The 24,247-nt window shown below is 54.8% G+C and carries 22 protein-coding genes; 6 read left to right on the top strand and 16 right to left on the bottom strand.

Features of this window, described 5'->3' with window-relative positions:
* Positions 1 to 125 precede the first annotated feature (125 nt).
* From G491_RS0117925 to G491_RS0117895, 6 genes are all read left to right on the top strand, one after another.
* Positions 126 to 2,054 carry a RecQ family ATP-dependent DNA helicase gene (locus G491_RS0117925; protein ID WP_028315565.1) on the top strand — a complete coding sequence of 643 codons (1,929 nt, stop codon included), beginning with the start codon at positions 126 to 128 and terminating at the stop codon, positions 2,052 to 2,054.
* Between the two features lie 89 nt (positions 2,055 to 2,143).
* On the top strand, positions 2,144 to 2,386 hold the full coding sequence (locus G491_RS0117920; RefSeq protein WP_051327357.1) for an SDR family oxidoreductase: 243 nt from the start codon (positions 2,144 to 2,146) through the stop codon (positions 2,384 to 2,386).
* A gap of 12 nt (positions 2,387 to 2,398) precedes the next feature.
* Positions 2,399 to 2,872, top strand: coding sequence for a hypothetical protein (locus tag G491_RS0117915; protein ID WP_028315563.1), 474 nt, complete (start codon positions 2,399 to 2,401; stop codon positions 2,870 to 2,872).
* Positions 2,873 to 3,350: 478 nt separating this feature from the next.
* Entirely contained in the window at positions 3,351 to 5,303 is a 1,953-nt protein-coding gene (locus G491_RS0117905) for an acetoacetate--CoA ligase (protein WP_028315561.1), read from the top strand.
* A gap of 11 nt (positions 5,304 to 5,314) precedes the next feature.
* The gene (locus G491_RS0117900) at positions 5,315 to 5,863 is read left to right on the top strand and encodes a Crp/Fnr family transcriptional regulator (RefSeq protein ID WP_015948527.1); all 549 of its coding nucleotides are present in this window, start codon (positions 5,315 to 5,317) and stop codon (positions 5,861 to 5,863) included.
* Positions 5,864 to 5,872: 9 nt separating this feature from the next.
* Positions 5,873 to 6,526 (top strand): hypothetical protein, encoded by a 654-nt coding sequence (locus G491_RS0117895; protein ID WP_015948528.1) that lies wholly within the window; start codon positions 5,873 to 5,875, stop codon positions 6,524 to 6,526.
* Positions 6,527 to 6,611: 85 nt separating this feature from the next.
* On the opposite strand, the gene G491_RS0117890 is transcribed toward G491_RS0117895, so the two are convergent.
* From G491_RS0117890 to G491_RS0117815, 16 genes are all read right to left on the bottom strand, one after another.
* Positions 6,612 to 7,631, bottom strand: coding sequence for a beta/alpha barrel domain-containing protein (locus G491_RS0117890; RefSeq protein ID WP_015948529.1), 1,020 nt, complete (start codon positions 7,629 to 7,631; stop codon positions 6,612 to 6,614).
* Between the two features lie 55 nt (positions 7,632 to 7,686).
* On the bottom strand, positions 7,687 to 9,288 hold the full coding sequence (locus G491_RS0117885) for an acyl-CoA carboxylase subunit beta (RefSeq protein ID WP_015948530.1): 1,602 nt from the start codon (positions 9,286 to 9,288) through the stop codon (positions 7,687 to 7,689).
* 9 nt (positions 9,289 to 9,297) lie between these two features.
* Complete coding sequence (locus tag G491_RS0117880) at positions 9,298 to 10,080, bottom strand: enoyl-CoA hydratase (RefSeq protein WP_028315560.1); 783 nt, start codon at positions 10,078 to 10,080, stop codon at positions 9,298 to 9,300.
* A gap of 1 nt (position 10,081) precedes the next feature.
* Positions 10,082 to 11,269, bottom strand: coding sequence for a TetR/AcrR family transcriptional regulator (locus tag G491_RS0117875; protein ID WP_028315559.1), 1,188 nt, complete (start codon positions 11,267 to 11,269; stop codon positions 10,082 to 10,084).
* Positions 11,270 to 11,422: 153 nt separating this feature from the next.
* Complete coding sequence (locus G491_RS31370) at positions 11,423 to 12,334, bottom strand: hydroxymethylglutaryl-CoA lyase (RefSeq protein WP_035219351.1); 912 nt, start codon at positions 12,332 to 12,334, stop codon at positions 11,423 to 11,425.
* A gap of 186 nt (positions 12,335 to 12,520) precedes the next feature.
* A complete protein-coding gene (locus G491_RS0117865; RefSeq protein ID WP_028315558.1) occupies positions 12,521 to 13,162 on the bottom strand; it encodes a CBS domain-containing protein in 642 nt (213 codons plus the stop codon).
* 82 nt (positions 13,163 to 13,244) lie between these two features.
* Positions 13,245 to 13,829 carry an LEA type 2 family protein gene (locus G491_RS36815; protein ID WP_028315557.1) on the bottom strand — a complete coding sequence of 195 codons (585 nt, stop codon included), beginning with the start codon at positions 13,827 to 13,829 and terminating at the stop codon, positions 13,245 to 13,247.
* Positions 13,830 to 13,875: 46 nt separating this feature from the next.
* Positions 13,876 to 14,685 (bottom strand): ABC transporter ATP-binding protein, encoded by an 810-nt coding sequence (locus tag G491_RS0117855; protein ID WP_015948536.1) that lies wholly within the window; start codon positions 14,683 to 14,685, stop codon positions 13,876 to 13,878.
* Positions 14,686 to 14,722: 37 nt separating this feature from the next.
* Positions 14,723 to 15,982, bottom strand: a complete 1,260-nt coding sequence (locus G491_RS0117850) for an ABC transporter substrate-binding protein (RefSeq protein WP_028315555.1) — start codon at positions 15,980 to 15,982, stop codon at positions 14,723 to 14,725.
* A gap of 53 nt (positions 15,983 to 16,035) precedes the next feature.
* Positions 16,036 to 17,343: a branched-chain amino acid ABC transporter permease gene (locus G491_RS0117845; protein WP_028315554.1), complete on the bottom strand. Its 1,308-nt coding sequence runs from the start codon at positions 17,341 to 17,343 to the stop codon at positions 16,036 to 16,038.
* 41 nt (positions 17,344 to 17,384) lie between these two features.
* Positions 17,385 to 18,269 carry a branched-chain amino acid ABC transporter permease gene (locus G491_RS0117840; protein WP_015948539.1) on the bottom strand — a complete coding sequence of 295 codons (885 nt, stop codon included), beginning with the start codon at positions 18,267 to 18,269 and terminating at the stop codon, positions 17,385 to 17,387.
* Between the two features lie 12 nt (positions 18,270 to 18,281).
* The gene (locus G491_RS0117835) at positions 18,282 to 20,195 is read right to left on the bottom strand and encodes an AMP-binding protein (protein WP_028315553.1); all 1,914 of its coding nucleotides are present in this window, start codon (positions 20,193 to 20,195) and stop codon (positions 18,282 to 18,284) included.
* A gap of 11 nt (positions 20,196 to 20,206) precedes the next feature.
* Entirely contained in the window at positions 20,207 to 21,028 is an 822-nt protein-coding gene (locus G491_RS0117830) for an ABC transporter ATP-binding protein (protein ID WP_028315552.1), read from the bottom strand.
* 352 nt (positions 21,029 to 21,380) lie between these two features.
* On the bottom strand, positions 21,381 to 22,484 hold the full coding sequence (locus G491_RS0117825) for a serine hydrolase domain-containing protein (protein ID WP_028315551.1): 1,104 nt from the start codon (positions 22,482 to 22,484) through the stop codon (positions 21,381 to 21,383).
* A gap of 8 nt (positions 22,485 to 22,492) precedes the next feature.
* Complete coding sequence (locus G491_RS0117820) at positions 22,493 to 23,389, bottom strand: S66 peptidase family protein (protein WP_028315550.1); 897 nt, start codon at positions 23,387 to 23,389, stop codon at positions 22,493 to 22,495.
* Positions 23,389 to 24,150, bottom strand: a complete 762-nt coding sequence (locus tag G491_RS0117815; protein WP_015948544.1) for an exodeoxyribonuclease III — start codon at positions 24,148 to 24,150, stop codon at positions 23,389 to 23,391. Before G491_RS0117815 ends, G491_RS0117820 begins: the two co-directional genes overlap by 1 nt.
* Positions 24,151 to 24,247: the final 97 nt, after the last annotated feature.

Genomic DNA, 24,247 nt, shown 5'->3' with positions numbered 1-24,247 from the left:
ATCAGTTGCTTAACTGGCTAAATTCATACTGCAAAAGAAACCCTTCCCCGTCATTGGGGAGGGGTTTTCTTTTTCCCCTGACTCGGGTATGGTAAGGAAACGACTAAGGCAAGGAGGCCGATGGCATGGAACAGGATAACCCCAACGCCCTATTAGCTCAGTTCGGCTTTGAAACTTTTTTAAAAGGTCAAAAAGAGGTCGTTGACCTTATTCTTGCAGGAAAGTCAGCCTGCGCATTGTTTCCTACGGGCGCAGGCAAATCCTTGTGCTACCAACTTCCCGCCCTGGCTTTGCCCGGCCTGACCCTGGTCATTTCCCCCCTCCTCTCCCTCATGAAGGATCAATTAGACTTTTGCCTGGAAAAAGGCATTCCTGCTGCCAGGCTGGACTCATCCCTTTCCCGGGAGGAATACAGCCAGGTGCTGGATGACGCCAAATCAGGGAAGCTGAAGATCCTCATGATCTCCGTGGAGCGTTTTCGGAACGAGAGATTCCGCATTCATCTTAAAAAATGGAAGCTCTCCCTGTTGGTTGTGGACGAGGCCCACTGCATTTCCGAATGGGGGCATAACTTCCGGCCGGAGTATTTGAAGATTCCGACCTACGCCAGGGAGTTCAACGCGCCGCAGGTCCTGTTGCTTACGGCCACGGCCGTCCCGGAAGTGCAAGAGGATATGAGGGGGAAGTTCGGCATACCTCCTGAGAACTTCGTTAATACGGGATTTTATCGGGAAAACCTTTATCTACGGGTGGCGCCCATGCCTGATTCCCAAAAGGATCAGGCTTTAAAGGATATCATAGCCAACAAGCCACAAGCCCCCACCATAGTGTACGCCACCAGGCAAAAAACCGCCGAACAGGTTGCTGAATTTTTAAAAAAGCAAGGATTTGCGGCCAAAGCCTACCATGCCGGCATGCGCAACGAGGAACGCGAAGCCGTTCAAAACGAATTCATGGAGGGCAAGGTCCATGTAGTGGCGGCCACCATCGCCTTTGGCATGGGCATCGACAAGTCGGACATTCGCCGGGTGATTCACTATGATTTGCCTAAATCATTGGAAGGGTACAGCCAGGAAATCGGCCGGGCGGGCAGGGACGGCAGGCCGGCCTTGTGCCAGGCCTTGCCCAACCTGGACGGTATGAACATCCTGGAAAACTATGTGTACGGCGACACCCCGGAAAAGGAAGGCATTGCAGCGGTGGTGGATCAAATCCATAACAACGAAAGCAATGAGTGGGAGGTGCGGCTGTTTGCGTTGTCCAGTCAAACGGATATCCGCGCTCTGCCCTTGAAAACCCTTCTGGTTTATCTGGAGATGATGGGGATCATTGAACCGATAAAAACCTACTTTGACGAAATTAGCTTCAAGCCGTTGAAAAACCTCAACAACCTGCCGGAAAATTTTCAGGGCGAGCGCCGGGAGTTTGTGGAAAATATCCTGGCCAATTCTCAAGCTGCCAAAATTTGGCGGCGTCCTGACATGGGCGCCATTATGGAACAGACTCACTCTCCCCGGGAGCGGATTCTGGTCGCGTTAGAATACTTTGAAGGCAAGGGATGGATGGAACTTAGGAGTTCCAGGGCGGTGGACGTCTATCGGCTCATTAAGAAGGACTTTGACAAAGACGCTCTTTGCCAGGAGTTGCACAGCCTGTTTGAAAAAAAGGAAAAGGCGGAAGTGTCCAGGGTGCATGCCCTGGTGGATTTTTTCCAGGAGCGCCAATGCCTACCCGAAAGCCTTTCCGGGCATTTTGGGGATCAAAACGTCCCGCAATGCGGCCATTGCACGGTTTGCGAAACAGGTCCGGTCAAGCTGAAGTCATATAAAAAACTCGCCCCACTCTCCGGATTCAACTACAATGATCTTACTGCCGCCTTTTCCCAGGCCCTGCAAGGGAAAGCCACAGCCATTAAAACAGCCCGATTCTTATGCGGGCTGCCGTCTCCATTATTAACCGCCATAAAAGCCAAAGGACTTGCAGGATTTAGCGCTTTGGAGGATTATCCCTATGCGGAGGTATTGGCCTGGATTCGGGAACACGGAGCAACCTGATTTCCCTGGAGCCGGGACATGGGCCTTAAAAACAGATGAAAAGGCAAGTGCATTTAATTACAGGAAGCGCCTCAGGCATGGGCCCAAGTATGGAATTGAGCCCCGTTCGCACAAATACGGTTTCTCCGGGCTTTGTGCGTCCCCAGCCTAAGCAAACCAAGGAATTGGCTAAGAGGTTCCCTGTAAACTCCCTGGGCCGGCCGGAAGACATCGCCATGGCGTACATATACCTTATGACCCATCCGTACACTACCGGGCACATCCTGGTTGCGGACGGAGGCGCCTTACTGGCCCGACAGGCTCTTTATTCAATTAACATGCTAATATATTAACGATTATAAATCATGGATGAAAACACTTTTTTAACAAAAACCGGCGAGTGCCAGGTAACGGAAAGCGAAATTATCATCAGCCGGGAGACCGTCGCCGGCCGGCTTTCCACGGCTCTTTTCGGGCCTACCGTGGCCAAAGCCTTTGGAATGTACTTGGTTGTGGGCCTGGTTTTATTAGTAAACGGGGTATTTTTTCTCTATGACGGGCAGGTACATCTGGGACTTGTGCTGCTGCTTTCCGCATTCCTATTGGTTGGAAGCATTATAAAAAACAGGATTTTATCATCGACTTCAAGAATTTCACTTTCTGAAATTTCCAAAATTGAGCCTTATCCACCCCTTACGGGCTTTCGCGGATTCTTTGTGATCCATTTCACTCGCAATAATAAGAAATTACAACGAATAATTATTTTACCCGGCGCCGCCAGGGACGGAAAAGCCGAGTATAAAAAAGCAAAAAGAATCATAGACGGGATTTCCCTGTAAATATAGGCTAAAGGCCTAAAAATCCTTGCTCCTTGCTGAAAAAATGCTATGTTAAGGCACGCCTTGGATAGCCCTTCAAGATAAGGAGTGGTCCTATGTTTGACCTTTCCAAATGCGATGTATGCGGAACGCGCCTGGATGAGCGCCAGCTTCTTGATTTCAATAGAGAATCTGCCTCAACATTGCCCCACACCGGGATTGATCGCCGGGGCGGCCCCTGGATCAGCCAGGGCATTCGCGGTTTCGCGCGCCATGAGTATTGCGAGAAGGGCGCCCGGCCCTGTGAACCAAGGCCCTGCGCCTCTCGTCATCCCCCGAAAAATGACCCTTTGCTGGAGGATATTTTCATACGCCCCAGGCGCCTCCCGGCCTTGTCCCCCGAATGCAAGGAGGCTGGACTCACCCCCTACTTCAATACCGGCCTGCGCCTGATGGCGCCGGGCGATTTGATCAATTTTGATCTGAAAGGAATCCTGCCATGAGCAAACTACTGTGGACGCCGTCAAAAGAGCGCATAGAACAAACCAACATGTTCCGGTTTATGGGCGAGATCAACCAACGGTTTGGCAAGAATTTTCAGACCTATCCCGAGCTGCACCAGTGGTCCGTGGATAACATCGCCGACTTCTGGACCGTTTTGTGGGATTTTGTAGGCGTCAAGGCCTCCACCTCCTATACGCAGGTGATCGACGACCCGACCAAGATGCCGGGCGCCAAATGGTTTGAAGGCGCCAAACTGAACTTTGCCGAAAATATGTTAAAATATCGGGACGACCAGCTGGCCATCGTGTTCCAGGGAGAAGGGGCCGAGCCCGTCAGAATAACCTACGCCCAGCTTTATGATCAGGTCGCCCGTCTGGCCAAGTCGTTGCGGGACATGGGCGTAAAAACCGGAGACCGGGTCGCCGGGTTCATGCCCAACATGCCCCAGACCGTCATGGCCATGCTGGCCGCCGCCAGCATCGGCGCCATCTGGTCTTCCTGCAGCCCGGATTTCGGAATCAAGGGCGTGCTTGACCGTTTCGGCCAGATCAAACCCAAGGTTTTATTTACGGCCAACGGGTATCGCTTTAAGGGCAAAGACCTGGACAGCCTTGAGAAGATTTCCGGCGTTGTCAACCAGCTTCCCTCCCTGGAAAAACTGGTGGTCGTGCCTTACACGCAGGAGAGGGCGGATATCTCGGCCTTGCCCAACGCCATCCATTTCCAGGACTTCATTTCCCGGGAAGACGGCCTGGAAATCGAGTTTGAACAACTGCCTTTCGATCACCCCTTGTACATTATGTATTCCTCCGGGACCACCGGCCTGCCCAAGTGCATGGTCCAGAGCACGGGGGGCATCCTGGTCCATCATCTTAAAGAGCTTGTGCTCCATACGGACCTCAAGCGTGAGGATAACATATTTTACTTCACCACCTGCGGCTGGATGATGTGGAACTGGCTGACCTCCAGCCTGGGGGTGGGCGCCACCATCATTCAATACGACGGCCAACCTTTTCATCCGGACGCCGAAGTTTTGTGGAAAATGGCCCAGGACGAGAAGGTCACCGTGTTCGGCGCCAGCGCCGGCTACATCGCGGCCTTAATGGATCAGGAAGGCCAGCCCGGCAAGCATTACGACCTTTCCTCGGTGAGGGCGGTGCTTTCCACCGGCTCTCCTCTTTCCATAGAGGGCTTTGAGTGGGTCTACCGGGAAGTCAAGGAGGACCTCCAACTGGCCTCCATTGCCGGCGGAACGGACCTGAACGGGTGCTTCGCCCTGGGCAACCCCATGGGGCCGGTCTATGCCGGGGAGCTGCAATGCCGCGGCCTGGCTATGGATGTGGCCGCTTTTGATGAAAATGGGCAGCCGGTCATCAATCAGCAGGCGGAGCTGGTCTGTTGCAAACCCTTCCCGTCCATGCCCATTTATTTCTGGGAAGACCCTGACGGGAAAAAATATCACAAGGCATATTTTGACAAATACCCCGGAGTCTGGCATCATGGAGACTTCATAACAGTTACGGAGCGCGGCGGGGTGGTAATGTATGGTAGATCCGATGCCACCTTGAACCCAGGCGGCGTGCGCATTGGAACCGCTGAGATTTATCGGGTCGTGGAAAATTTTGAGGAAATTGCGGACTCGGTGGTTGTGGGCCAAAACTGGGATAATGACGTGCGCGTCATCCTGTTTGTAAAAATGGCCGAAGGCCAGGCCCTGACGGATGACGTTATAAACAAACTGAGGGCCGGCATCCGGCAAAACGCCTCGCCCAGACACGTGCCCGCCAAGGTGATTGAAGTGCCGGACGTGCCCTACACCTTGAACATGAAAAAGGTGGAGCTGGCCGTCAAGAAAGTGATCGAGAATAAACCTGTGGAGAACACGGACGCCCTGGCCAATCCCCAGGCGCTGGATTTCTACAAGGATATTCCGGAGCTTTCCAAATAGGAAGGTTTTCCATGACGCAGGACGACCATAGATTCCCTGTTATGGTTTATCACAAGGGGCAACGGATATTCTCCGAAGGGGATCCCGGCGACCGGGTTTTCCTGGTGAAAAGCGGCGTGGTTTGCGTGTTTCGCAAAGAGGAAGGCAATAGGGTCATTCTGGCCCATCTCAAGGCCGGCCAGATTCTCGGTGAAACCGCCATAATCACGGGGGAGCCCCGCAGCGCCTCTGCGGAAGCGGCGTCCGCCTGTCAATTGATCGCCATGACATCCAGGCAAATGCAAGACGCCCTGGATAAAAGTTTGCCTTTTATCCGGGCGTTATTGGATCAAATTTTGTTCCGTTATCGTGAAATGGAAGCCAAGCATCAGGCCAAAAGCGCTGCCATGACTTCCAGTTTAAAGGAAGTTCGATCATTAATCAGGGCATGGAAGAAGGATGACAGGAGATCAGCCAACGATGTTGCCGTCTTATTGGAAAGTATTGACGTTATTCTTCAGGCGGCCACCAAAAAGGAACGATATGTGGCCTTGGTCCCAAAGGGGTACATGCAGCTTTAGGAGAACATTATGAAAAAATTGCTGATTTTTTTGTTGGTGCTTGCCCTTGTCATCGCAACGCCGGTGGTTGTCAACATCCTGCAAAACGGGTTGGGAGGCCCCTCAGGCCGCTCCATGGGCGAAATCCTTGGCGTAGGCGCTTCCAACGCCAGGATCCAACACATCGAGGCTCTTTCAAAATCGGAAATCATGCAGCTTTTTTACGCCGCAAAAACCCCGTCTTTCCAAAACATGAAAGGGGAGTATCGGGCTCAATTACTGGATAAAGGCGTGCTTGCCAAGGCATCCAGTTTTTTTACGCACAACCTGATGGGCCCCGGGGAGTGGATAGGCAAGGCTTTTACGCCCGCCTCCAGAACCGAAGGTTGGGGCTACAATATTTTTTTAACAGGGTCGGGCGACGGAGAGAGCAGGGCCCGCCTGGTGAGAATGGACACCTACGTAGGCCCCTCCGTGTATGACGACCGGGACTCCTTTCACCTGGTTTATGAAAAATACAACCTGGGCATGCTGAGCTCCATGCGGGACGAAATAAGGGAAATCAATCCCAACCTGTATCTGGGCTACGGCTACATGAGCTGGAGCGGCGGCAAGCGGAATCCCGCCCCCTTTGTCTTGATAGGCCCCCCCACCAAATGGGAGGGCGTCGACGCCATCGATTAAGCGAAAACGGATCGCCGTAAAATAGCAAACGCCGGAGCAGCGCTGAGTTGCTCCGGCGTTTTGTTTTTTGCAATAGCCGGCAGGCTTAGACTCTGCCGGTCAAGGTCTTGGGAATTCTGCCGGTGTGCGCGCATTCGGAGCGCAGGCGGCGGCCGATGATTTTTTCCATCATGCGGCCGATATCCAGCAACCTGTCCACATCCAGCCCCGTGTCGATGCCCATCTCGTCCATCATGACCACCATGTCCTCGGTGGAAATCAGGCCGACGATGGAGGCGTCCTCGTAATAGTACTTGCCTGTTCCGCCTACGGGAACCCTGTCGCAGAAGTTAGCGGGCTGTCCGCCCAAACCGCCGATGGTGGACTCGTAATGGGTGATTCCCGCCTGAAGGGCCGCCAGCACATTGGCGCAGCCCCAGCCGCGGGTGACGTGGAAGTGGGCCACGTGCAGGCTGGGATCGGGAATCTGGTCCAGAATCAGGGAAAAATAGTCGTAAACCTTGTTGGGAGGCGCGGACCCGTCGTGGTCGGCGTGTTCGATGTCGTCGGCGCCAATATCCAGCCAACGCTTGGTGAAGTCCACAGCCTTTTGCAGCTCCGTGGGGCCTTCGATGGGGCAGCCCCAAATGGTGCTCACCGTGCCGCATACTTTCAGGCCCGCATCGTGGGCCTTGGGAATGTACTCCTCGCACATTTTCCAATAGGCGTCCAGGCTAAGGCCCGAGTTGGTCTTGTGATGGGATTCGCTGGTGGAAACCATGAATAAAATCCGGTCAGGCCCGTTGCCGTCCAGCTTGGCCTGAATGGCGCGCTCCGCCGCCTTTTCCCGAATGGTGATGGCGGTAAGCTCCACGTCATCAATCAAATGCTTGATCTTTTTGGAGTTGCGAAGCCTTCTGGTGAGTTCGTCGGCGTCCTTAAACTGAGGCATAAGTTTAGGAGGCCCGTAGTTGGTGGTTTCAATCCGTTTGAAGCCGGCCAGGATCAATTGTTCGGCCACCCAGACTTTGGCGTCCGTGGGGATAAAAATCTCTTCGTGCTGGAACCCATCCCGGACGGTGATGTCCCCCACCGTTACTTTTTTAGGGTATTTTAATTCGCTCATGGTTGTCTCCCTTTCATAGTAGGATAAAACGCGTGGGCGTTTTTCTCAAAAAAGGTTAAAAGCGCAAGTTTCCGAATGCAGGATCGCCAATGGGTTTCAGCAAGCTCACTTCAAAGGCCATGGCGAGCCAATCCCGCATTTCCGAGAAACACAAAACCTTGTCCGATAAAAGTCTGGCGCCGCAGTAAAACGGATGCGCCTCGCCGTCGTACTTTGCAATCATTTTATTTTGGAATTCGATCTTTTCTTCTTCCGTCAGCGGGTTTCCCTGGGCCGCACGCTTGCGCTCTTCAATGGACAAAAGCACAAAGGCCGCGGAACGGCCGCTCATGACCGAAGTGCGGGACCGCATGGTATGGAATAAAAAGTGGGGCTTGTAGGCCCTGCCGCACATGCCGTAGTTGGCGGCCCCGTTATCCGGGCCGATGGCGATCTGTATCCGGGGCACCTGGGCGCAGCTTACGGCGCGGACCATGTCGGCGCCGTATTTGCCGATGCCCATATGCTCCGACTGGGAGCCCACCATGTATCCGGGCGAGGCCTGGATGAACAGCAGCGGAATTTTTTCCTGGCTGCAGCGCACAATCCATTCCGTGGCCTTGCGGGCGGCCTCCACAAAGATGATGCCGGCGTTGTTGGATGCGATGACGCCTACGGGAATGCCCTTGAGCCTGATCTTTCCCGTGATGATGTTGTCTCCGCGCCCTTTGGCGTATTCCTTTTTATATTCCAGGAACTCGCTGTCATCGGCGATGGCTTTGAGGATGGTGCGGGTTTTAATTCCCTGGTGCACATTGGCGGGCAGGTTGTCGTAAATGTCCGTCACCGGCTGTTTGGGCTCTTTGGGCTCAAAGCGGTGGATGGATATGGACTGGGGCGGCTCCATGGACAGGATTTCCCGGACCTTGGATACGGCGTCCTCCTGGTCCTTGCACAGATGGTCGGCGCCGCCGGACACCTGGGTGTGAATTTTTGCGCCGCCCAGGTCTTCCGCCGAAATATCCTCTCCGGTGGCGGCCTTGACCAAAGGAGGCCCGCCCAGGAAGGAATAGGCCATTTTATCGATCATGACGGACTGGCAGGCCATAAAAACGATATAAGCGCCGCCGGCCGTGTTTCCGCCCGTGGAAAGGGTGATCTGCTTGAGGCCCATGGCGCTCATGCGGGCCATGTTGAAAAACATGGACCCAAACTGCTGATCATCCGGAAAGATTTCCGCCTGCATGGGGAGAAAAGCCCCGCCGCTGTCGGCTACGTAGACGCAATTGAGGCCGCACCTTTCGGCGATGGCCTGGGCGCGCATGTGCTTTTTCAGGGTGATGGGAAAGTAGGTTCCGGCTTTGACCCGGGGGTCATTGCCGAGAATCATGGTCCAATTGCCGTGGATTTTACCTATGCCGTAGACCACGCCGCCGCCCGGTATATCAGGCACGCCGGGGTAGTCCATGCCAAACCCCGCAATGGTGGAGAGTTCAAAAAACTCCGTGCCCGGATCTATGAGCTTGGCGATGAGGTTGCGCACAGGCTGCTTTCCCTGCTTGCTCAGGCGTTCCACCGCCTTTTCCCCGCCCGCGTTCACAGCAGCCTCGACCAGCTTGGCGAGCTCCTGCTCCTGGGCCTCCCAATGTTCCCTGTTTGTCAGTTTGGTTGCAGACATGTCGACTCCTTATTCGCCTTTGTACACAGGTTTGCGTTTTTCCCTGAAAGCGGCAAGACCTTCCAGCCGGTCCTTGCTGGGGATGGTGATCCAATAGGCATTGCTTTCGATGGCCAGGCCTGTGGACAGGTCGGTCTCCATGCCTTGATTGATGGCGTATTTGGCCTGGGTGACGGCAATGGGGCCGTTCTTGCGGATGGCGGCGGCCATATCCTTGGCGGCGTCCAGCAAGGAGTCGCCGGGGACGACCTGGTTCACCATGCCAAGTTCCAGGGCTTCCTGGGCGTCCACCCTTCTGCCGGTAAAAATAAGCTCCTTGGCCTTGCCTTTGCCGATGAGCCTGGGAAGGCGCTGGGTGCCGCCCGCCCCCGGTATGATGGCCAGGGTGGTTTCGGTCAGGCCCATGGCAGCCGTCTCGGCGGCCAATCTGATGTCGCAGCCCAGGGCCAGCTCCGTGCCGCCGCCCAGGGCGATGCCGTTCACTGCGGCGATTACGGGCTTGGGCAGATTTTCAATATCCGTAAAAAGATTGCGAATTGTATAGATGAACTCCTTGACCTGGACGGGCGTGAGCGTGGCCCTTTCCTTGAGGTCGGCCCCAGCGCAAAAAGCCCGGTCGCCTGCTCCGGTGATGATGATCACGCGGACTTCAGGGTCGAACCGGGCTTTATCGACCGCCGCCTTTAAGGCGTGCAGCATGGCGAAATTGAATGAGTTCATTACCTTGGGCCGGTTCAATGTTAGCGTTAGAACCTGATCCTCGGTCTGGGACAATACCAGCTCTTCTTCCATTTTACCCTCCTGCGGAAGTCTGGCTTCCATGAGTTTGTAAGGCATTTATGACAAGCCGGGAGACTTCCCGGCCGATCTGCATCAGGTCGTACTCCCTATTAAATATGATCCACGGAATTAGAATATGGTCGATGGCGCCGAAAAGCAGGTTCCTCCACAGGCTTACGTCCACGTTTTGCGAGAACAGGCCTTTTTCCTGCCCCTGGACGATGGCCCTTTCCATCAGGGAGAAGATGCGGTCCAGGCTTTGGTTGCTTTCGGAGTTGTAAAAGCTGCGATTGGGCCTGAGCATGAGGATGAGAATGGTGGAGTAGTCCCTGTCCTGATAATAAAAACGAAACAGGCTCAGAATACTCTCCCGCAAATTGCGCTCAGGCGCGTCATAATCCATTTGGGCCAGAAGTTCTTCCAGCTTGGCCCTGGGGATGCTGATAAGCAGGTTTTCCTTGTTCTGGTAATATTCGTAGATGGTGCCCTCGGCCACACCGGCTTCCTTGGCCACGGCAAGCATGTTGGTTCCGCTGTACCCGTTGGCTGCAAAAAGACGGCTGGCGGAGTCGATGATCAGCTTTTTTTTGCGCTCTTTCTTGTCGTCCTCTTCGGGGTCGGAGTCCTGGGGAGTCACCGAGGCCATGATGATGTCAAAGAGACGGTCCGCAAATTCCAGGGGGCTGGGGGCGTTGTTGATGGTCCAGTCCAGGGCCAGGTGGTCCACGGCGCCCAGGATCATGTCCCGCAAAAGGCCGGCCCGGGAAAGGTCATGGAACACGCCTTGCTCCATGCCCTCGCTGATCACCTGCGTGATGACCCGGCTGTAATCCCGCAACGCGATATAGGCCTGGGACTCGTAAAAATCAGGATAGGATCTGGACTCCAGAATAATTTGGATTTCCTTTTTTCCCTGGGAATATGTACGGCAATGAAACCAAATGGCTTTTCTGAGTTTGTTTTCGGCCCCGTGAATGCCTTCCAGGTGCTCCTGGAGGCCTTTCAGGCTTTGGCTCATGAAGTTTTCTATGATGGCAAAGAGGATTTCTTCTTTGGATTTGAAATAGTTGTATATGCCTGACGTGGTAATGCCCGCGCCTTTGGCCACCTGGGACAGGGTGGCTTGGGAGAAGCCCATCTGGGAGAACAGGCGGGTGGCTGATTGGAGGATGGCCTTTTTTTTATTTTCCGTATTGGTCATTGCAGGCTCTCTTTATGAATACCACTCAAAAAATGGGCGATATACTGAGTTAGATTCTAAGTTTAGTCCGTTCCCATGTCAAGAAGATTTGAAAAAATCCCCGATTTTTCGTTTTTATACGAAAATGCATGAAAATTTTACGCTAAAAATTGCTTATTTCAGCCGATGAATCCGGCCGGGAAGAATGCGCCTCAAAAATGTTTCCAAGGCGCGCGTGCAGGCGGCCACCTGGTCGACGGCCGCTCCCGTGGCGATGCCAAGGCGCTCCATGAGATATAGCGCCTCTTCCGTGGGGATGTTGCCTGCAGCTCCGGGGACAAAGGGGCACCCCCCCATACCGCCCAAAGATGCGTCAAAATGATGAATGCCGCTCATAATCGCAGCCGTCATGTTCACCAAGCCTAGGCCGCGAGTGTCGTGCAGGTGGAGAAAAACCGGCAAATCCCCAGCCATGGAAGCGATCCGGGACATTAAGCCCCCCACCTCCAACGGCCCGGCCATGCCCGTGGTGTCTGCGATGCACAGGGCCTGGGGAGAGTGGACCAGAAAGGCCTCCACCATCTTCAGGACCCTTTTTTCGGGGATGCCCCCCTCGTAGACGCAGCCAAAAGCGCATTGAACGCCGGCGATGACGTCCAGGTTTGCGTCCCGGGCCAGGGCGATCATATCCCCTGCCTGCGCCATGGCCTCATCCCGGCCCATGCCGGTGTTCTTCCGGCTGTGGGAGTCGCTGGCGGAAATGCTGACTTCCACGGCGTCCACCCGGGAAGCGACCGCTCTTTTCACGCCGGCCGGATTCAGGGCCAGGCCGCTGTATACGACTCCGGGCTGTTTTTCAAGGGATTCCATCAACCGCTCGGCGTCGGCCATTTGGGGAACCCTTTTGGGGTGGACAAAGGAAACCGCCTGAATGTGAGTGATTCCCGCCCGGGCCAAATCCCCGATGACTTTCCGCTTCATATCCGTGGGGATGATGACGTCCTCGGCCTGAAATCCGTCCCGGGGCCCCACTTCTCTTATAACTACGCGGGAAGGCGCCGCCTCCCCCAGAGTAAATCGATTCATCTAATTTTCGCCGATAGATCCATAACGCCCTCATCCCGCGACCGTTTTTAACTCAGGCGCAGGATGAGAGAGGACGCATAGGGATCGTCAAAATGCTTTGCTTCCAGCTTTTATAAAATCGCGCTCTTCGTTTATCAACACGGCGGACAGCCTTTTCCATCCGCCGCCCCGCAGGGCCGCGGAGCATTAACGGCTGCGGGTGGCCACCTTGAATCCGTCGGCGCGCAGGTCCTTAAGAAGGGCCTTGACGTCTTTTGAAGTCACATGAACGACCACGTCATGCTTTTCCTGGTCCGGCGGAGACAACACGTGGATGGTTACGATCTTCATCTGATGTTTGTTGACATGGCCCAGGATTTTTTCCAGTTCCGGACCTTCTCCGCCCCGCAGGATGAAAATGCGTGTGCCGGGCTCGCCGATGCCGAGGACCTTGTTGGCGATTTTGTAAAAAAAGTCATTGGTTGTGACAATGCCGATCACCTTGCCGGCTTCAATCACCACCAAGGCGCCGACCTTGTTGGTCTGGGCCAGGGCCAGGCCTTCCTCCACGGTCATCTCCGGAGTGACGGTCACCACGTTTTTGGCCATGATCTTGCTGACCGGGGTTTTTTCCAGCAAATACCCCACTTCCCAGACCGTCAGGGAAGTCGCCTCGGAGGGCGAGACCTTTTCCAGCCTTTTTTCCGTGACCACCCCTTTCAGCTTCCCTTTGTCAACCACCGGCAGGCGCTGGAATTTGTGGGCCTCCATAATGCGTTTGGCGTCGGCCAGGGAAGTGTCGCTGGTGATGGTAACAACATTTGCAGTCATGACGTCTTTTACGAGCATATTCCGCCTCCGATAGGACAGTGAAAAACAAATACGGAAGCCCCGGCAAAACCGGGGCTTCCGGCGATTGCACGTATACGGGTCAGGAGGAGGTCAGTTCAAAAGCCAGCACCTTGCTGACGTCTCCGGCGCTGACTTCGGCAGTCCCCCCCTTCAGCGAGACCGGCTGAGTGTATCCGGCCAGGCCCGTCCACCATTTTTCCAGGGCCTCCCAAGGCGACATGCCTTGCTCCTGCAGCTTGAATCCCCCTGTGACCATCAGGGAAAGGAGGGCCGACCGGGCCGTGATCATGGTGGTCACCCGGACGTGGTCCGTGGATTCGGCCGGGATAATGTACATGTCGTCATTATTGACCGTCACCAGATCGAAACCGTCCACGTTCACGGTGAACTTGAGCCCTTCCAGGGTAACGGGATACGGATTGGGATTCTCGATAGCGAACAGAAAACTCATGGGGAGGGGCGCTCCCCGGTTATCCGCTTTTCCCTTGGTGGGCTCAACTTTGTTAGAGTAATACCAAAAACCGTCGTATTGGGGAACTTCAAAAAGCTCCAGGCTTACAACAGGGTCCTTAAAACTGCTTGCACTGGGCTTGGGCGCCATGGCGTATGACGACGCCAGACCCAGAAACATGAATAATATGAGGAACCATGTCACTTTTTTCATAGTCTTCCCTCCCTAAAAGCGCACCATAAGCCAGGCCTGCCTCCTTTCAGCTCAGCCAACGCTTTCTGCGCTTGTAATGTTTGACCTCTCGGAAACTTTTCCTGCCGCCTTTATCCGTCAAGCCCAGGTAAAAGTCCTTGATGTCCTCGTTTTCCGTAAGTGTGGACGATTCCCCGTCCATGACGATTCTCCCGGTTTCCATGACATAGGCGTAAGGTGCAACGCTGAGAGCCAGCTTGGCGTTCTGCTCGACCAGCAGGATGGAAATGCCCTGCTCATCATTAAGCTGCTTGATGATATTGAAAATTTCATGGATGAGCATGGGGGCCAGCCCCATGGACGGTTCATCCAAAAGCACCAGTTTGGGCTCGGTCATGAGGGCGCGGCCCACCACGGTCATCTGCTGCTCGCCGCCGGAGATGAATCCGGCGGTTTCGTTGCGTTTTTCCCGTAATCGGGGAAAATAGTGGTAGACCATTTCCAGGCCGTCCTTAACGGAGCCGGACTTGCGCAAGTGCGCGCCGACCTTGAGGTTTTCCTCCACCGTCAGGTGCTCAAAAACCCGGCGTCCCTCAATCACCTGAATAATGCCCTTCCGGGCGATGGTCGCAGCCCCCTGAGCGTGAATCCGCTCCCCCTCAAATTCAATGGCGCCGTCCGTCACCTTGCCGTCCTCGGTTTTCAGCAAACCGGATATGGCCTTGAGGGTGGTGCTTTTTCCAGCTCCGTTGGCGCCCAATAAGGCCACAATTCCGCCTTTGGGCACTTCAATGGAGACTCCCTTGAGGACCAGGATCACCTCATGGTACTTGACCTCGATATTGCTTATTTTCAAAATGGGCTCTTGCGTTTCCAAGCCTGTAACCTCCAAGGATGGGAGTGAGAAGCAAATCCTACCAGCCCTGCCATTCGTTGGCCCACTTTTCGGGCCAGCGGGCTTTCAGGTCCACGCGGGACAGCTCGTTAAACGCGCCGTTCCGGTATTCCTGCACCAGGCACCCGGTGGTGGGCCTGTGGTCCGTGGCCGTGTAGCTGACCGGAGAGGATCCCAGGCCGATTTCGAAATTCCTCATGGTTTCAAAGCCCTTGGTCTTGATGGTCTCGCCGTCCAGAGACCCGGCTTTGTCCGCGCGGTTGGCGGCTTCCCAGAAGATCAAAGCGTCCGCCCAGGCCTGAACCGTGCGATTCAGACGTTTTTCAGGCGGAATGCCCGGGTTGTATTTGGCGGCGTATTCCACCACCTTGTCCATGTTCTTGTAATAGTTTCCGTCCGGCTGCTTCTGGCCGAAGAACGCGCAGGGGGTGGCTCCGATGGCGCCTTCCGCGGCAGGTCCGGCCAGGCGGGGCAGGTTTTCGTCAAAGCCCCAGTTGTTGATGATCCAGTCTGCGCCCAATCCCAGGGAGTAGGCGTCGCGCATGGTGGCGGAAACGCTCATGGTGGTGTTTCCGTGCCAAACCACGTCGGGCTTGAATTCCTTTAAGGCGTTGATCTGGCTTTTGGCGTCCAGGGCGAACAGGGAGACGTCCTGATCGGCGCCCACTTCAAAGCCCAGCATGGTTGCATGGTCTCTGATGGCCTTGATCGGCGCATTGCAGTAGGGAGAGGCCGACATATAGCAGCATGCAAAACGGGGTTTGCGCTTGCCGTAATCCGGATGCTGGGGCCATTTTTTGTCAAACCAAGCGGTCAGGCAGGCCCGGGCGTTGGTGGAATAATCCGAGGAGAAGAAGAAATTGTACTTGGATTTGGCCGGATCCGTCAAATGCGCGGAATAAGACGCCGAGACGTATGGCAGCTTATCCTGGTTGACCGTGGGGGAGAGGGCTTCGGTGTCGCCGGTGCCCCATCCCATGATGGCGACAACCCCCATGCGTTTGAGGAACTTGTAGCGGGTGATGGCCTCGGGAATGCGATACCCGTAATCGAACCAGGTGTACTTGACCTTGTTCCCGTTAATGCCTCCGTTCTCGTTAATGTACTTGAACGCCTCCACCATGCCGAAGGCGTAATCCTTGCCCACGTCCGAGGTGGCGCCCGTGGTGTCCATGATGCCGCCCACCTTGACGGTTTTGGCCAGGACAGGCCCGGAGAAGCATAGCCCCACCGCACCTATGATTAAAAACACCAGCAGAACCTTCCATTTTTTTCTCATCACCTTCCTCCTTTCCATACATTGTTCGAACATCGCGAATAAAGCTGGAAAAATTAGTAGGAAAACGGCCAAAGATTGAAATAATTCTTGGTTTGCCACCAACGGTAGGACAACCCGTTGGGCTCAAATATCAAAAAGGCGCAAATGGCCAGGCCAAAGACCATGTCCTTGATGTACGCAAAGTCCATCAGCAGTTTGGGGACCAGCCAGTCCAGTAAATTCTTCAACTGCCCGGGATTCAATGTTTCCCCCACCTCATCGTAATAATCGGTCAGGGGGATGACGCTCCATTGCAGGCTTTCCGTGAGAATCACCATGAACAAGGCGCCCAGTATGGCGCCATGGATGGAGCCCACGCCCCCGATTAAAATCACGCCCACCAGCCACAGGGACAAAAACCAGGGAAAATGTTCGGGAGACAGGGCGGCCGTGTTGGACAGCCAGAAAGCCCCGGTTACGCCGCCCAGAAAGCCGGCCACGAAAAAGGCCAGCAGCTTGTACTGGACAATATTGATCCCCATGGTTTCCGCGGCGATGTCGTTATCCCGGATGGCCACCCAGGCCCTGCCTACTCGAGACCGGAACAGGTTGGCGACAAAAGCCACCATCAGGGTCAAAATAACCGCCATCATAAAGTAGATTTTCACGTCGCTGTCGATCACCCAGGGGCCCACCTTGATGGTGCCGGGAGGCAGGGAAAAGGCCTGCCCGCGCCCACCGATCTGGGCCACATACTGGGTCAGGATGAAATCCACGGTAATGAACTGAGCGGCCATGGTGGTCAGGATCAGATAAAAGCCCTTCACTTTGGCTGACGGCAGGCCGAAAAGCACGCTCCATAATCCGGCGAACACGCCTGCCACGACGATGGAGATGGGGTAGGCCAGGCCGGCGTCCAGGATGAATTGGGGCCAATGGAAATACAGAACCATGAGGGCGCTGACATAGGCCCCCACGGCGATGAAAGCTGCGTGCCCCAAGGTAATCAGCCCCGTGTATCCGATGAGCAGTTGCACGCCCAGGGCGCCCATGCCGTAATACCCGATCATCACCATGACGCTTAAATAATAGTCAGGCAGGCGGTACAGTAAAAAGAGCGCAAACACAAAGGGATACAACACCCACTCCCCGTTTAGGTTGGGCGGGTCGGCAATGATCTTCACCAGGAACAAAACCGCTCCCACAGCCGCAAGGACATAGGCGATCCAATGCCATTCTTCCGGCAGAGCCCACGGGCACCCGACAAAGACAAATGCCAGCAGGGAAATCATTTTGAATCGGATGAGGGATGTTTGCCACCAACCCTGATCCTGGGAATAATTCTCGTGATAATCGCCGCATGGTAACCAGACTGAGGACATATACCCTCTCCTCTTTTTTCCGCGCTATAGGCGCTAAAAAGCTAAACCCGTTCAATTCTTTCCCAGCCCCACAATCCATAAGGCTTGAACAAGAGGAAAACCGTCATAAACACAAAGGGAACGATTTCCTTGACTCCGCCGGGAAAATAAACGTCCAGATAGGTCCCCGCCAAATTCTGGAGCACGCCGATGGTTATGCCGCCCACAATGGCGCCGGGGATGGAGTTCAAGCCTCCCAGCACAACAGCCGGCAAAACCAGGAGCCCCAAATGGCCCACCGAAATATTGATGCCGTTGATATTGCCCAGCAGCGCCCCGCCCACGCCCGCGCTCATAAAAGCGATGGCCCAGGAAGCCGCGTACACGAACCGGGCCGACACGCCCAGGGAAAGGGCCGCGGTTTCATCGTCCGCCGTGGCCTGCATGGAAAGCCCCCAACTGGTGAACTTAAAGAAAGACACCAACAAAACAAGCAGGACAATGGAAAGAATGAACGACCACAAATACACGGGGCTGATCTTTAAAAAGCTCAGGGTAATGGGTTCGATGCTGAAAACCGGGGGCGTGAACACCCGGGTGTCCGTGCCCCACAAAAATTCCACCAGCCCTTTGAGAAAAAAGGAAAGCCCCACGGTCACCATAATGACGGCCAGGATGGGCTCGCCTATCAGCTTATCCAAAAAGATGCGCTCCGTGAGATAGCCAAGGGCGGCGCCCACCACCAGGGTCAGCAGAACGGCGGGGATGAACGGCACGCCCGCCGTATAAAAGGAAAGGGTGACATACGCCCCTATGAGCGTAAGCTCCCCCATGGCCAGGTTCAGCACCCCGGAGCACTTGTAGATAATTACCCATCCAAGGGCCACCAGGGCGTAGATGCCTCCAACAAGAATTCCGGTGATCAATGCAATCACAAAGGTTTCCATACACGCCGCTCCTTACATATTGAGCTTTTGGATCCTGAGATCCGTCTTGATATGCTGCTCTCTGCCGTCCTCATAAGTGATGGTTGTATCCATGTGGACCGTGTCCACATCCTGGTACAGGGCGTCCACAATCTGCTTGTAGCGTTTTTCCACAAAGGCCCTGCGGAGCTTGCTGGTGCGGGTCAGTTCCTCATCGTCCGCGTCAAACACCTTATATAGGTTGATAATTTTATGGATTTTCGCCGGTTCGGGCAGGTCCTGGTTGGCGATTTCCACCTGGGAAGCCAACAGATCGTACACATCGGGCTTTTGGGAGAGCTCCATATAGCTGGTGTAATTGAGCTTTTTGTCGTCGGCCCACTTGCCCACCACGGAATAGTCTATGCACATGACCGCGGTGACGTAGTCCCGCTCGTGGCCGATGACCCAGGCCTCCTGCACGTAGGGGGAGAACTTGAGGCGGGTTTCCAGGTATTGGGGCGAAAAAGGCCGGCCGTCCTTGAGGGTCATGACGTCCTTGGACCGGTCGAAAACCACCAGGTGGCCGTCATCGTCGATAAAGCCCTTGTCGCCCGTGGCCAGCCATCCGTCCAGCAGGGTCTTTTCCGTGGCCTCATCATTTTTATAATAGCCCTGGAACACGGAGGGGCTCTTGCAGAGAATCTCGCCGTCTTCAGCGATTTTTACTTCCGTACCGGGAATGGGCGTGCCCACGGTGTCGAACTTGATGTCGCCGTCCCGATGCACAATGGCGATGCCCGCAATTTCCGTTTGTCCGTAAATCTGCTTGAGGTTCACCCCCAGGGCGTGGAAAAAGCGGAAATGGTCCGGCCCCATGGCTGCGCCGCCAGTATAGGCCTGGCGCAGGCGGGTCATGCCCAAATGGTCCTTGAGCTTGTTCAGGACGAATGTATTGGCCAGGGCCAGGGCGATTTTCATATAAAAGGGCACCGGCTTCTTGTCGAACTTAAGGTTGGCGACGGCATACCCTATTTTGCTGGCCAAGGTGTACATCTTGCGTTTGATCCAGCCCGAGTCCATGTGCTTGACCTGGACTTGGCGGGTCATGCCTTCGTACAGACGCGGCGGCGCGAACATAACGTGGGGGCCGATTTCCCGGATGTTTTCCATGGCCGTGTCCGGCTCTTCCGGAAAATTGATGGTATAGCCCACCTGGAGGCCGCAGGATACGGACATCATTTGCTCGCCGATCCAGGCGAAAGGCAGGTAGGAGACGAAATCGTCCGATTCCTTGCACGGATCCACGGCCATGAGGTTCGCTCCCATGGTCAGCATGTTGTAATGGGTCAGGAGGACGCCCTTGGGCAGGGCCGTGGTGCCGGAAGTGTAAAAAAGCAGGCAGATGTCGTCCCCGTGGCCCTGGGCCACCATTTGCTCGAACAAACTGGGCTCTTTTTCGTCCAGGCTTTTGCCAAGGTCCATGAGCTTGCCCAGGCTGATCAGGCAGTCCTGCCCGTAATTGCGCATGCCTTTAGGATCGTCCCAGACGATTTTTTCCAGGCTGGGGCATTGGTCGAAAATAGCCAGGCTCTTATCCACTTCCTCCTGGGTTTCGCCCACAAAAAAGCGCGTGTCGGACTGCTCGATGATGTACTTGACTTCATCGCTCATGCAATCCTGAAACAGCCAAACCCCAACGCCTCCGGCGCACAAGGCGGCCATTTCCACCCAAAGGCCTTCCGGACGGTTGTCGCCCATCATGGCCACTTTATCCCCCGGCTTGAGCCCCAGGCTGACCAGGCCAAGAGATATGTATTTGACTTTGTTGTAATAGTCCCGCCAAGTAAAAGGAATCCAGATGCCGAACTCCTTTTCCCTCATGGCCACCCGGCTTTTTCCGTATTGCCTGCACTTCGCCACGAACAGCTTGGGAATGGTGAGATCCTTTGTGATATTGACGTCCATAGGGATTTTCTCTACCTCCGCGTGGTGTACATGTCTTCTTCACCAAGATAAGCCTTGACCACTTCCGGATTGGCCTGCACTTCATCAGGGGGGCCGTCCACGATTTTGTGCCCGAAATTCAGCACAAATACGGTGTGGGAAATATCCATCACCACCCCCATGTCGTGCTCCACCAAAATGCAGGTGACCTTCCAGCGCTCCTCCTCGTTGATATCCAGGATGAACCGGGCCATGTCCTCCACTTCTTCCAGGTTGAGGCCGGCCAGGGGTTCGTCCAGGAGCAGCAGGCGGGGCTGCAGGGCCAAGGCCCGCCCCAACTCCACCCGCTTCTGGAGCCCGTAGGGAAGCATGTTCACCGTTTTATGGCGTATGCTTTCGATCTCCAGGAGGTCTATGATCTCCTCCTCGATAAATTGGCGGGATTCGATTTCCTCCCTCTTTGTCTTGCCGATCCACATGCCGCCGGAAAAAATCCCGGAGTTCATGTGGATGTGCCTTCCCAAACGAATGTTATCCAAAACGGTCATGCCGCCGAATAATTCGATTTTCTGGAAGGTCCGGGCAATGCCAAGACGCGCCCTCTTGGAAGGGGCGAAACCGTTTACGCGTTGACCGTCAAAGAAGATGTTCCCCCTCTGCGGCTTATACAACCCGTTGATACAATTCATCATAACGGTTTTACCCGCACCATTGGGGCCGATTATGGAATGGATCTCTCCCTTGCGGACCCGCAGGTTCACCCCGGCCAGGGCGGCCACCCTGCCAAAATACATGTGCACGTCTTCCAATTCCAAAAGGACATCCTTGGCCTTGGATTTGGCGGCATGGACCATAAGCCGTCTCCTTGCATGGCAAAAGGTTGATTTTTTGAGACTACGGCATATTTCGGGAAAAAGTGCTTATTCAGCGCCTTCTCCAATAAACTGACTCAAAAAAAATATGTCTGACTTGGGTCCTGCTAAAGAATTACTGCATTGCTGCTTTTGAATTGGAATAGAAGGCCTCAAGGCCTGGTACTGATTATTGCAAGAGATACTGATGCGATCCGGAAAAAGTCTGTTTTCTAGATAGTACAGTTCAGATGAAATTGGGTGGAAATGCTTTTGTTAAAATAACCTTATCCCATTCAATAGGTTTAGTTCAACAATTTTTTTAACACTGAGGCGGGTTCATGTAAAAAGTTTATCATTCGGGGAAAAAACCCATGGCGGCCATCACCGCATTATGAATTTTTGGTCGGAATATTCGAATTTTTCCATTATTTCTAGTAGGATGTACACGATTGCTAAGCAGCGTCACTACTGCGTCTTCCGTTAGGTCCGCCCAAAAAGACGTCCCGGTGAACCCAAGATGCCCCACCGTGCGGGGCGAAAAGGCTTTACCTGAACTTGACTCGGAAGGAGAGGGGGTGTCAAAGCCCAATACATAGGTTCCGGGAGCGCGCTTTTTTTCCAAAAATACTTTCATGGTGTTTTGAGAGGCGAAAAAACGGCCCGCCTTCCCTGCCAAGGCGCTCCTTATTCCATTAACCAGCCGCCAGACTCCATGAGCGGTTCCAAACAGGCCTGCATGCCCGGCCGCGCCCCCCAAGGTCCAGGCGTTATCGTCATGAACCTGGCCGAGAATGACCTTTTTTCTCCACGGACAGTCCTCCGTGGGAGCTATGGAGTCTAATGCAATCACCGGTGAAGCGTCCTTTTTATCCGGGTTAAAGGGAAAAAAAAACAGATCGTCAATGCCAAGGGGGGCGGCGACCAATTGGGAAAACAGCCGATCCAGCGGCGCTCCCGTGAACTCCTCCAGCATCAGGCTGATTGCCATATAGCCCAAGTCGCTGTATATGCAGCCTTTTCCCGGAGCGTATTCCAGGGGTTCGGAGTTCAGCAATTCAAGAAGCCGGGTCTGCCTTGCCTCAAATGGACATTGGGACAGCACCTCATAATAGGGCCTGTATGCCGGGAAGCCGGAGGTGTGGGAAAGCAACTGCTCCAGGGTAAGACCCATTTTTTCCGGAATACCAAATCCCGGATGCAGGGCGCCCAGGCGATCCTTTATGGAAAGGCGCCCCTGCTCGACGAGCGCCATGATGCAGGCGGCCGTCGCCAGGGGCTTGGTCAAGGAAGCCAGGTCGTAAATTGTTGCCGTGGTTGCGGGAAAACGATGCGTCTGATCCGTGTAGCCATAGGCCTGATGAAAAACGATCTCCCCGCCCTTGGAGGCTAAAAGGACGGCCCCGGGAAACACGCCTTCTTCCACGCCTTTCTGCATAATCCGGGCGACCTGTTCCATAGGCGTCCTCAGGGGTTCCTAAAGGTCAGACTGGCTTGATCGGCATCCAGTTTCACGGGCGTTCCCATGGGGAAGGTCTTGTTTTCCGGTCCGTGGCCGGCTGGAAACCCGCCCAAAACCGGGACGCCCAGACCGCCCAGGCGGTCCGCCAGCACCCGCCGGATCTCCCCGTCTTCACCGCAATTGTAAAAGGATCCCAATAAAATTCCACTCATCCCGTTCAGCATGCCGCACAGACGCAAATGGGTCAGCATGCGGTCGATCCGGTAAGGGGCTTCGCCCACGTCTTCCAAAAAAACGATTTTGCCCGCAAAATCCGGCTGAAAAGGCGTTCCCGCCAAGTGGCACAGGGTGGCCAGATTGCCTCCGGCCAAAAGACCCGCCGCCGAGCCCGGGGTAATTATGTAAGGGTCTTCAAGGCCCCATTCGGAGGGCCATTCTCCTGACAGGCGCCGGGCCAGGGATTTGGCATGGGCCGGATTTCGCCCCAATCCGGTAATGACCGGGCCGTGAAACACGGGCAGGCCGCACCGTTCCATCAAGGCCTGCATAAGCCCGGTAATGTCTGAATACCCCACAAAAACCTTGGAGGTGCGCGCCAACCGGTCAAAATCCAGGAGGGGGAGAATGCGCAGGACGCCGTACCCGCCCCGGGCGCATAGGACGGCCTTGACCTCCGGATCTTCCCATAATTCCATAAAGGCCCGGGCCCGCTCTTGATCCGACCCGGCCAGGTACCCCTGACGCAAATAGGCGGGTTTTGGAACGCGCACTTCAAAACCGCAGCCCCGAAGAGCCTCCAGGCCCTTTTCAAACAGGTCCGCGTCGAAGCACGATGCGGGCGCTGCAACGCCTACAACGTCTCCCGGTTCAAGCGGTTTTAAGGAGTCAGGGAAAATGGGCATTATTCAAAGTCCAGGCTGACGGGGCAATGGTCGGATCCCATGACCTCATTCAGAATCTCCGCATTCTTTACCCTGCCTTTGCTTTTTTCATCCACGCAGAAATAGTCGATTCTCCAGCCAATGTTCTTGGCCCTGGCGTTGAAGCGGTAGCTCCACCACGTATAATTATCCGGCTCCTGGTTGAACATGCGAAAGGCGTCCACGTACCCGGAGCCGATAAACTCGTCCATCCAGGCCCTTTCTTCCGGCGAGTATCCGGGGTTTTGCTCGTTTTGCTTGGGATTGGCCAGGTCGATGGGCTTGTGCGCCACATTATAATCCCCGCACAAAACCACGGATTTCTTTTCGCCCAGGGCGTTGGCGAATTTATGGAGGGTCTGGTTAAAGCCCAGTTTCCAGTCCAGGCGCACCAGTTTGGGCTGTGCGTTGGGGAAATAGACATTCATCAGATAAAAGTCGTCATACTCCAGGGTGATGACTCGGCCTTCGGCGTCGTGCTCCGGGCTGTCCATACCGTACATCACGTCCAGCGGCGTTTGTTTTGTGTAAACGCTAACGCCGGAGTACCCTTTTTTTTCCGCCGAAAACCAATAGGATGTATAATCCGCAATGTTTATAAGATCCTCTGACAACTGCTCCTTAAGCGCCCGAGTCTCTTGAATGGCAAGGATATCCGCGTTAAAATCCTTGACCATGTCGGTAAAGCCTTTTTTTTCCACGGCACGTATGCCGTTGACATTCCAGGATACAAATTTTAGCATGGCCCCTCATGGTAGTTGGCGGTTAATGCCCAGAACATGGTTAGCGAAAACTATTGTTACTGAATACCATGCCATACATCATGCGTCAACGCAGTCG

This window comes from Desulfatibacillum aliphaticivorans DSM 15576, assembly GCF_000429905.1.
In the GTDB taxonomy this organism is placed as follows: domain Bacteria; phylum Desulfobacterota; class Desulfobacteria; order Desulfobacterales; family Desulfatibacillaceae; genus Desulfatibacillum; species Desulfatibacillum aliphaticivorans.
Note: the sequence above shows the minus strand (reverse complement) of the source record. Positions and strands in the feature narration are given on the sequence as shown.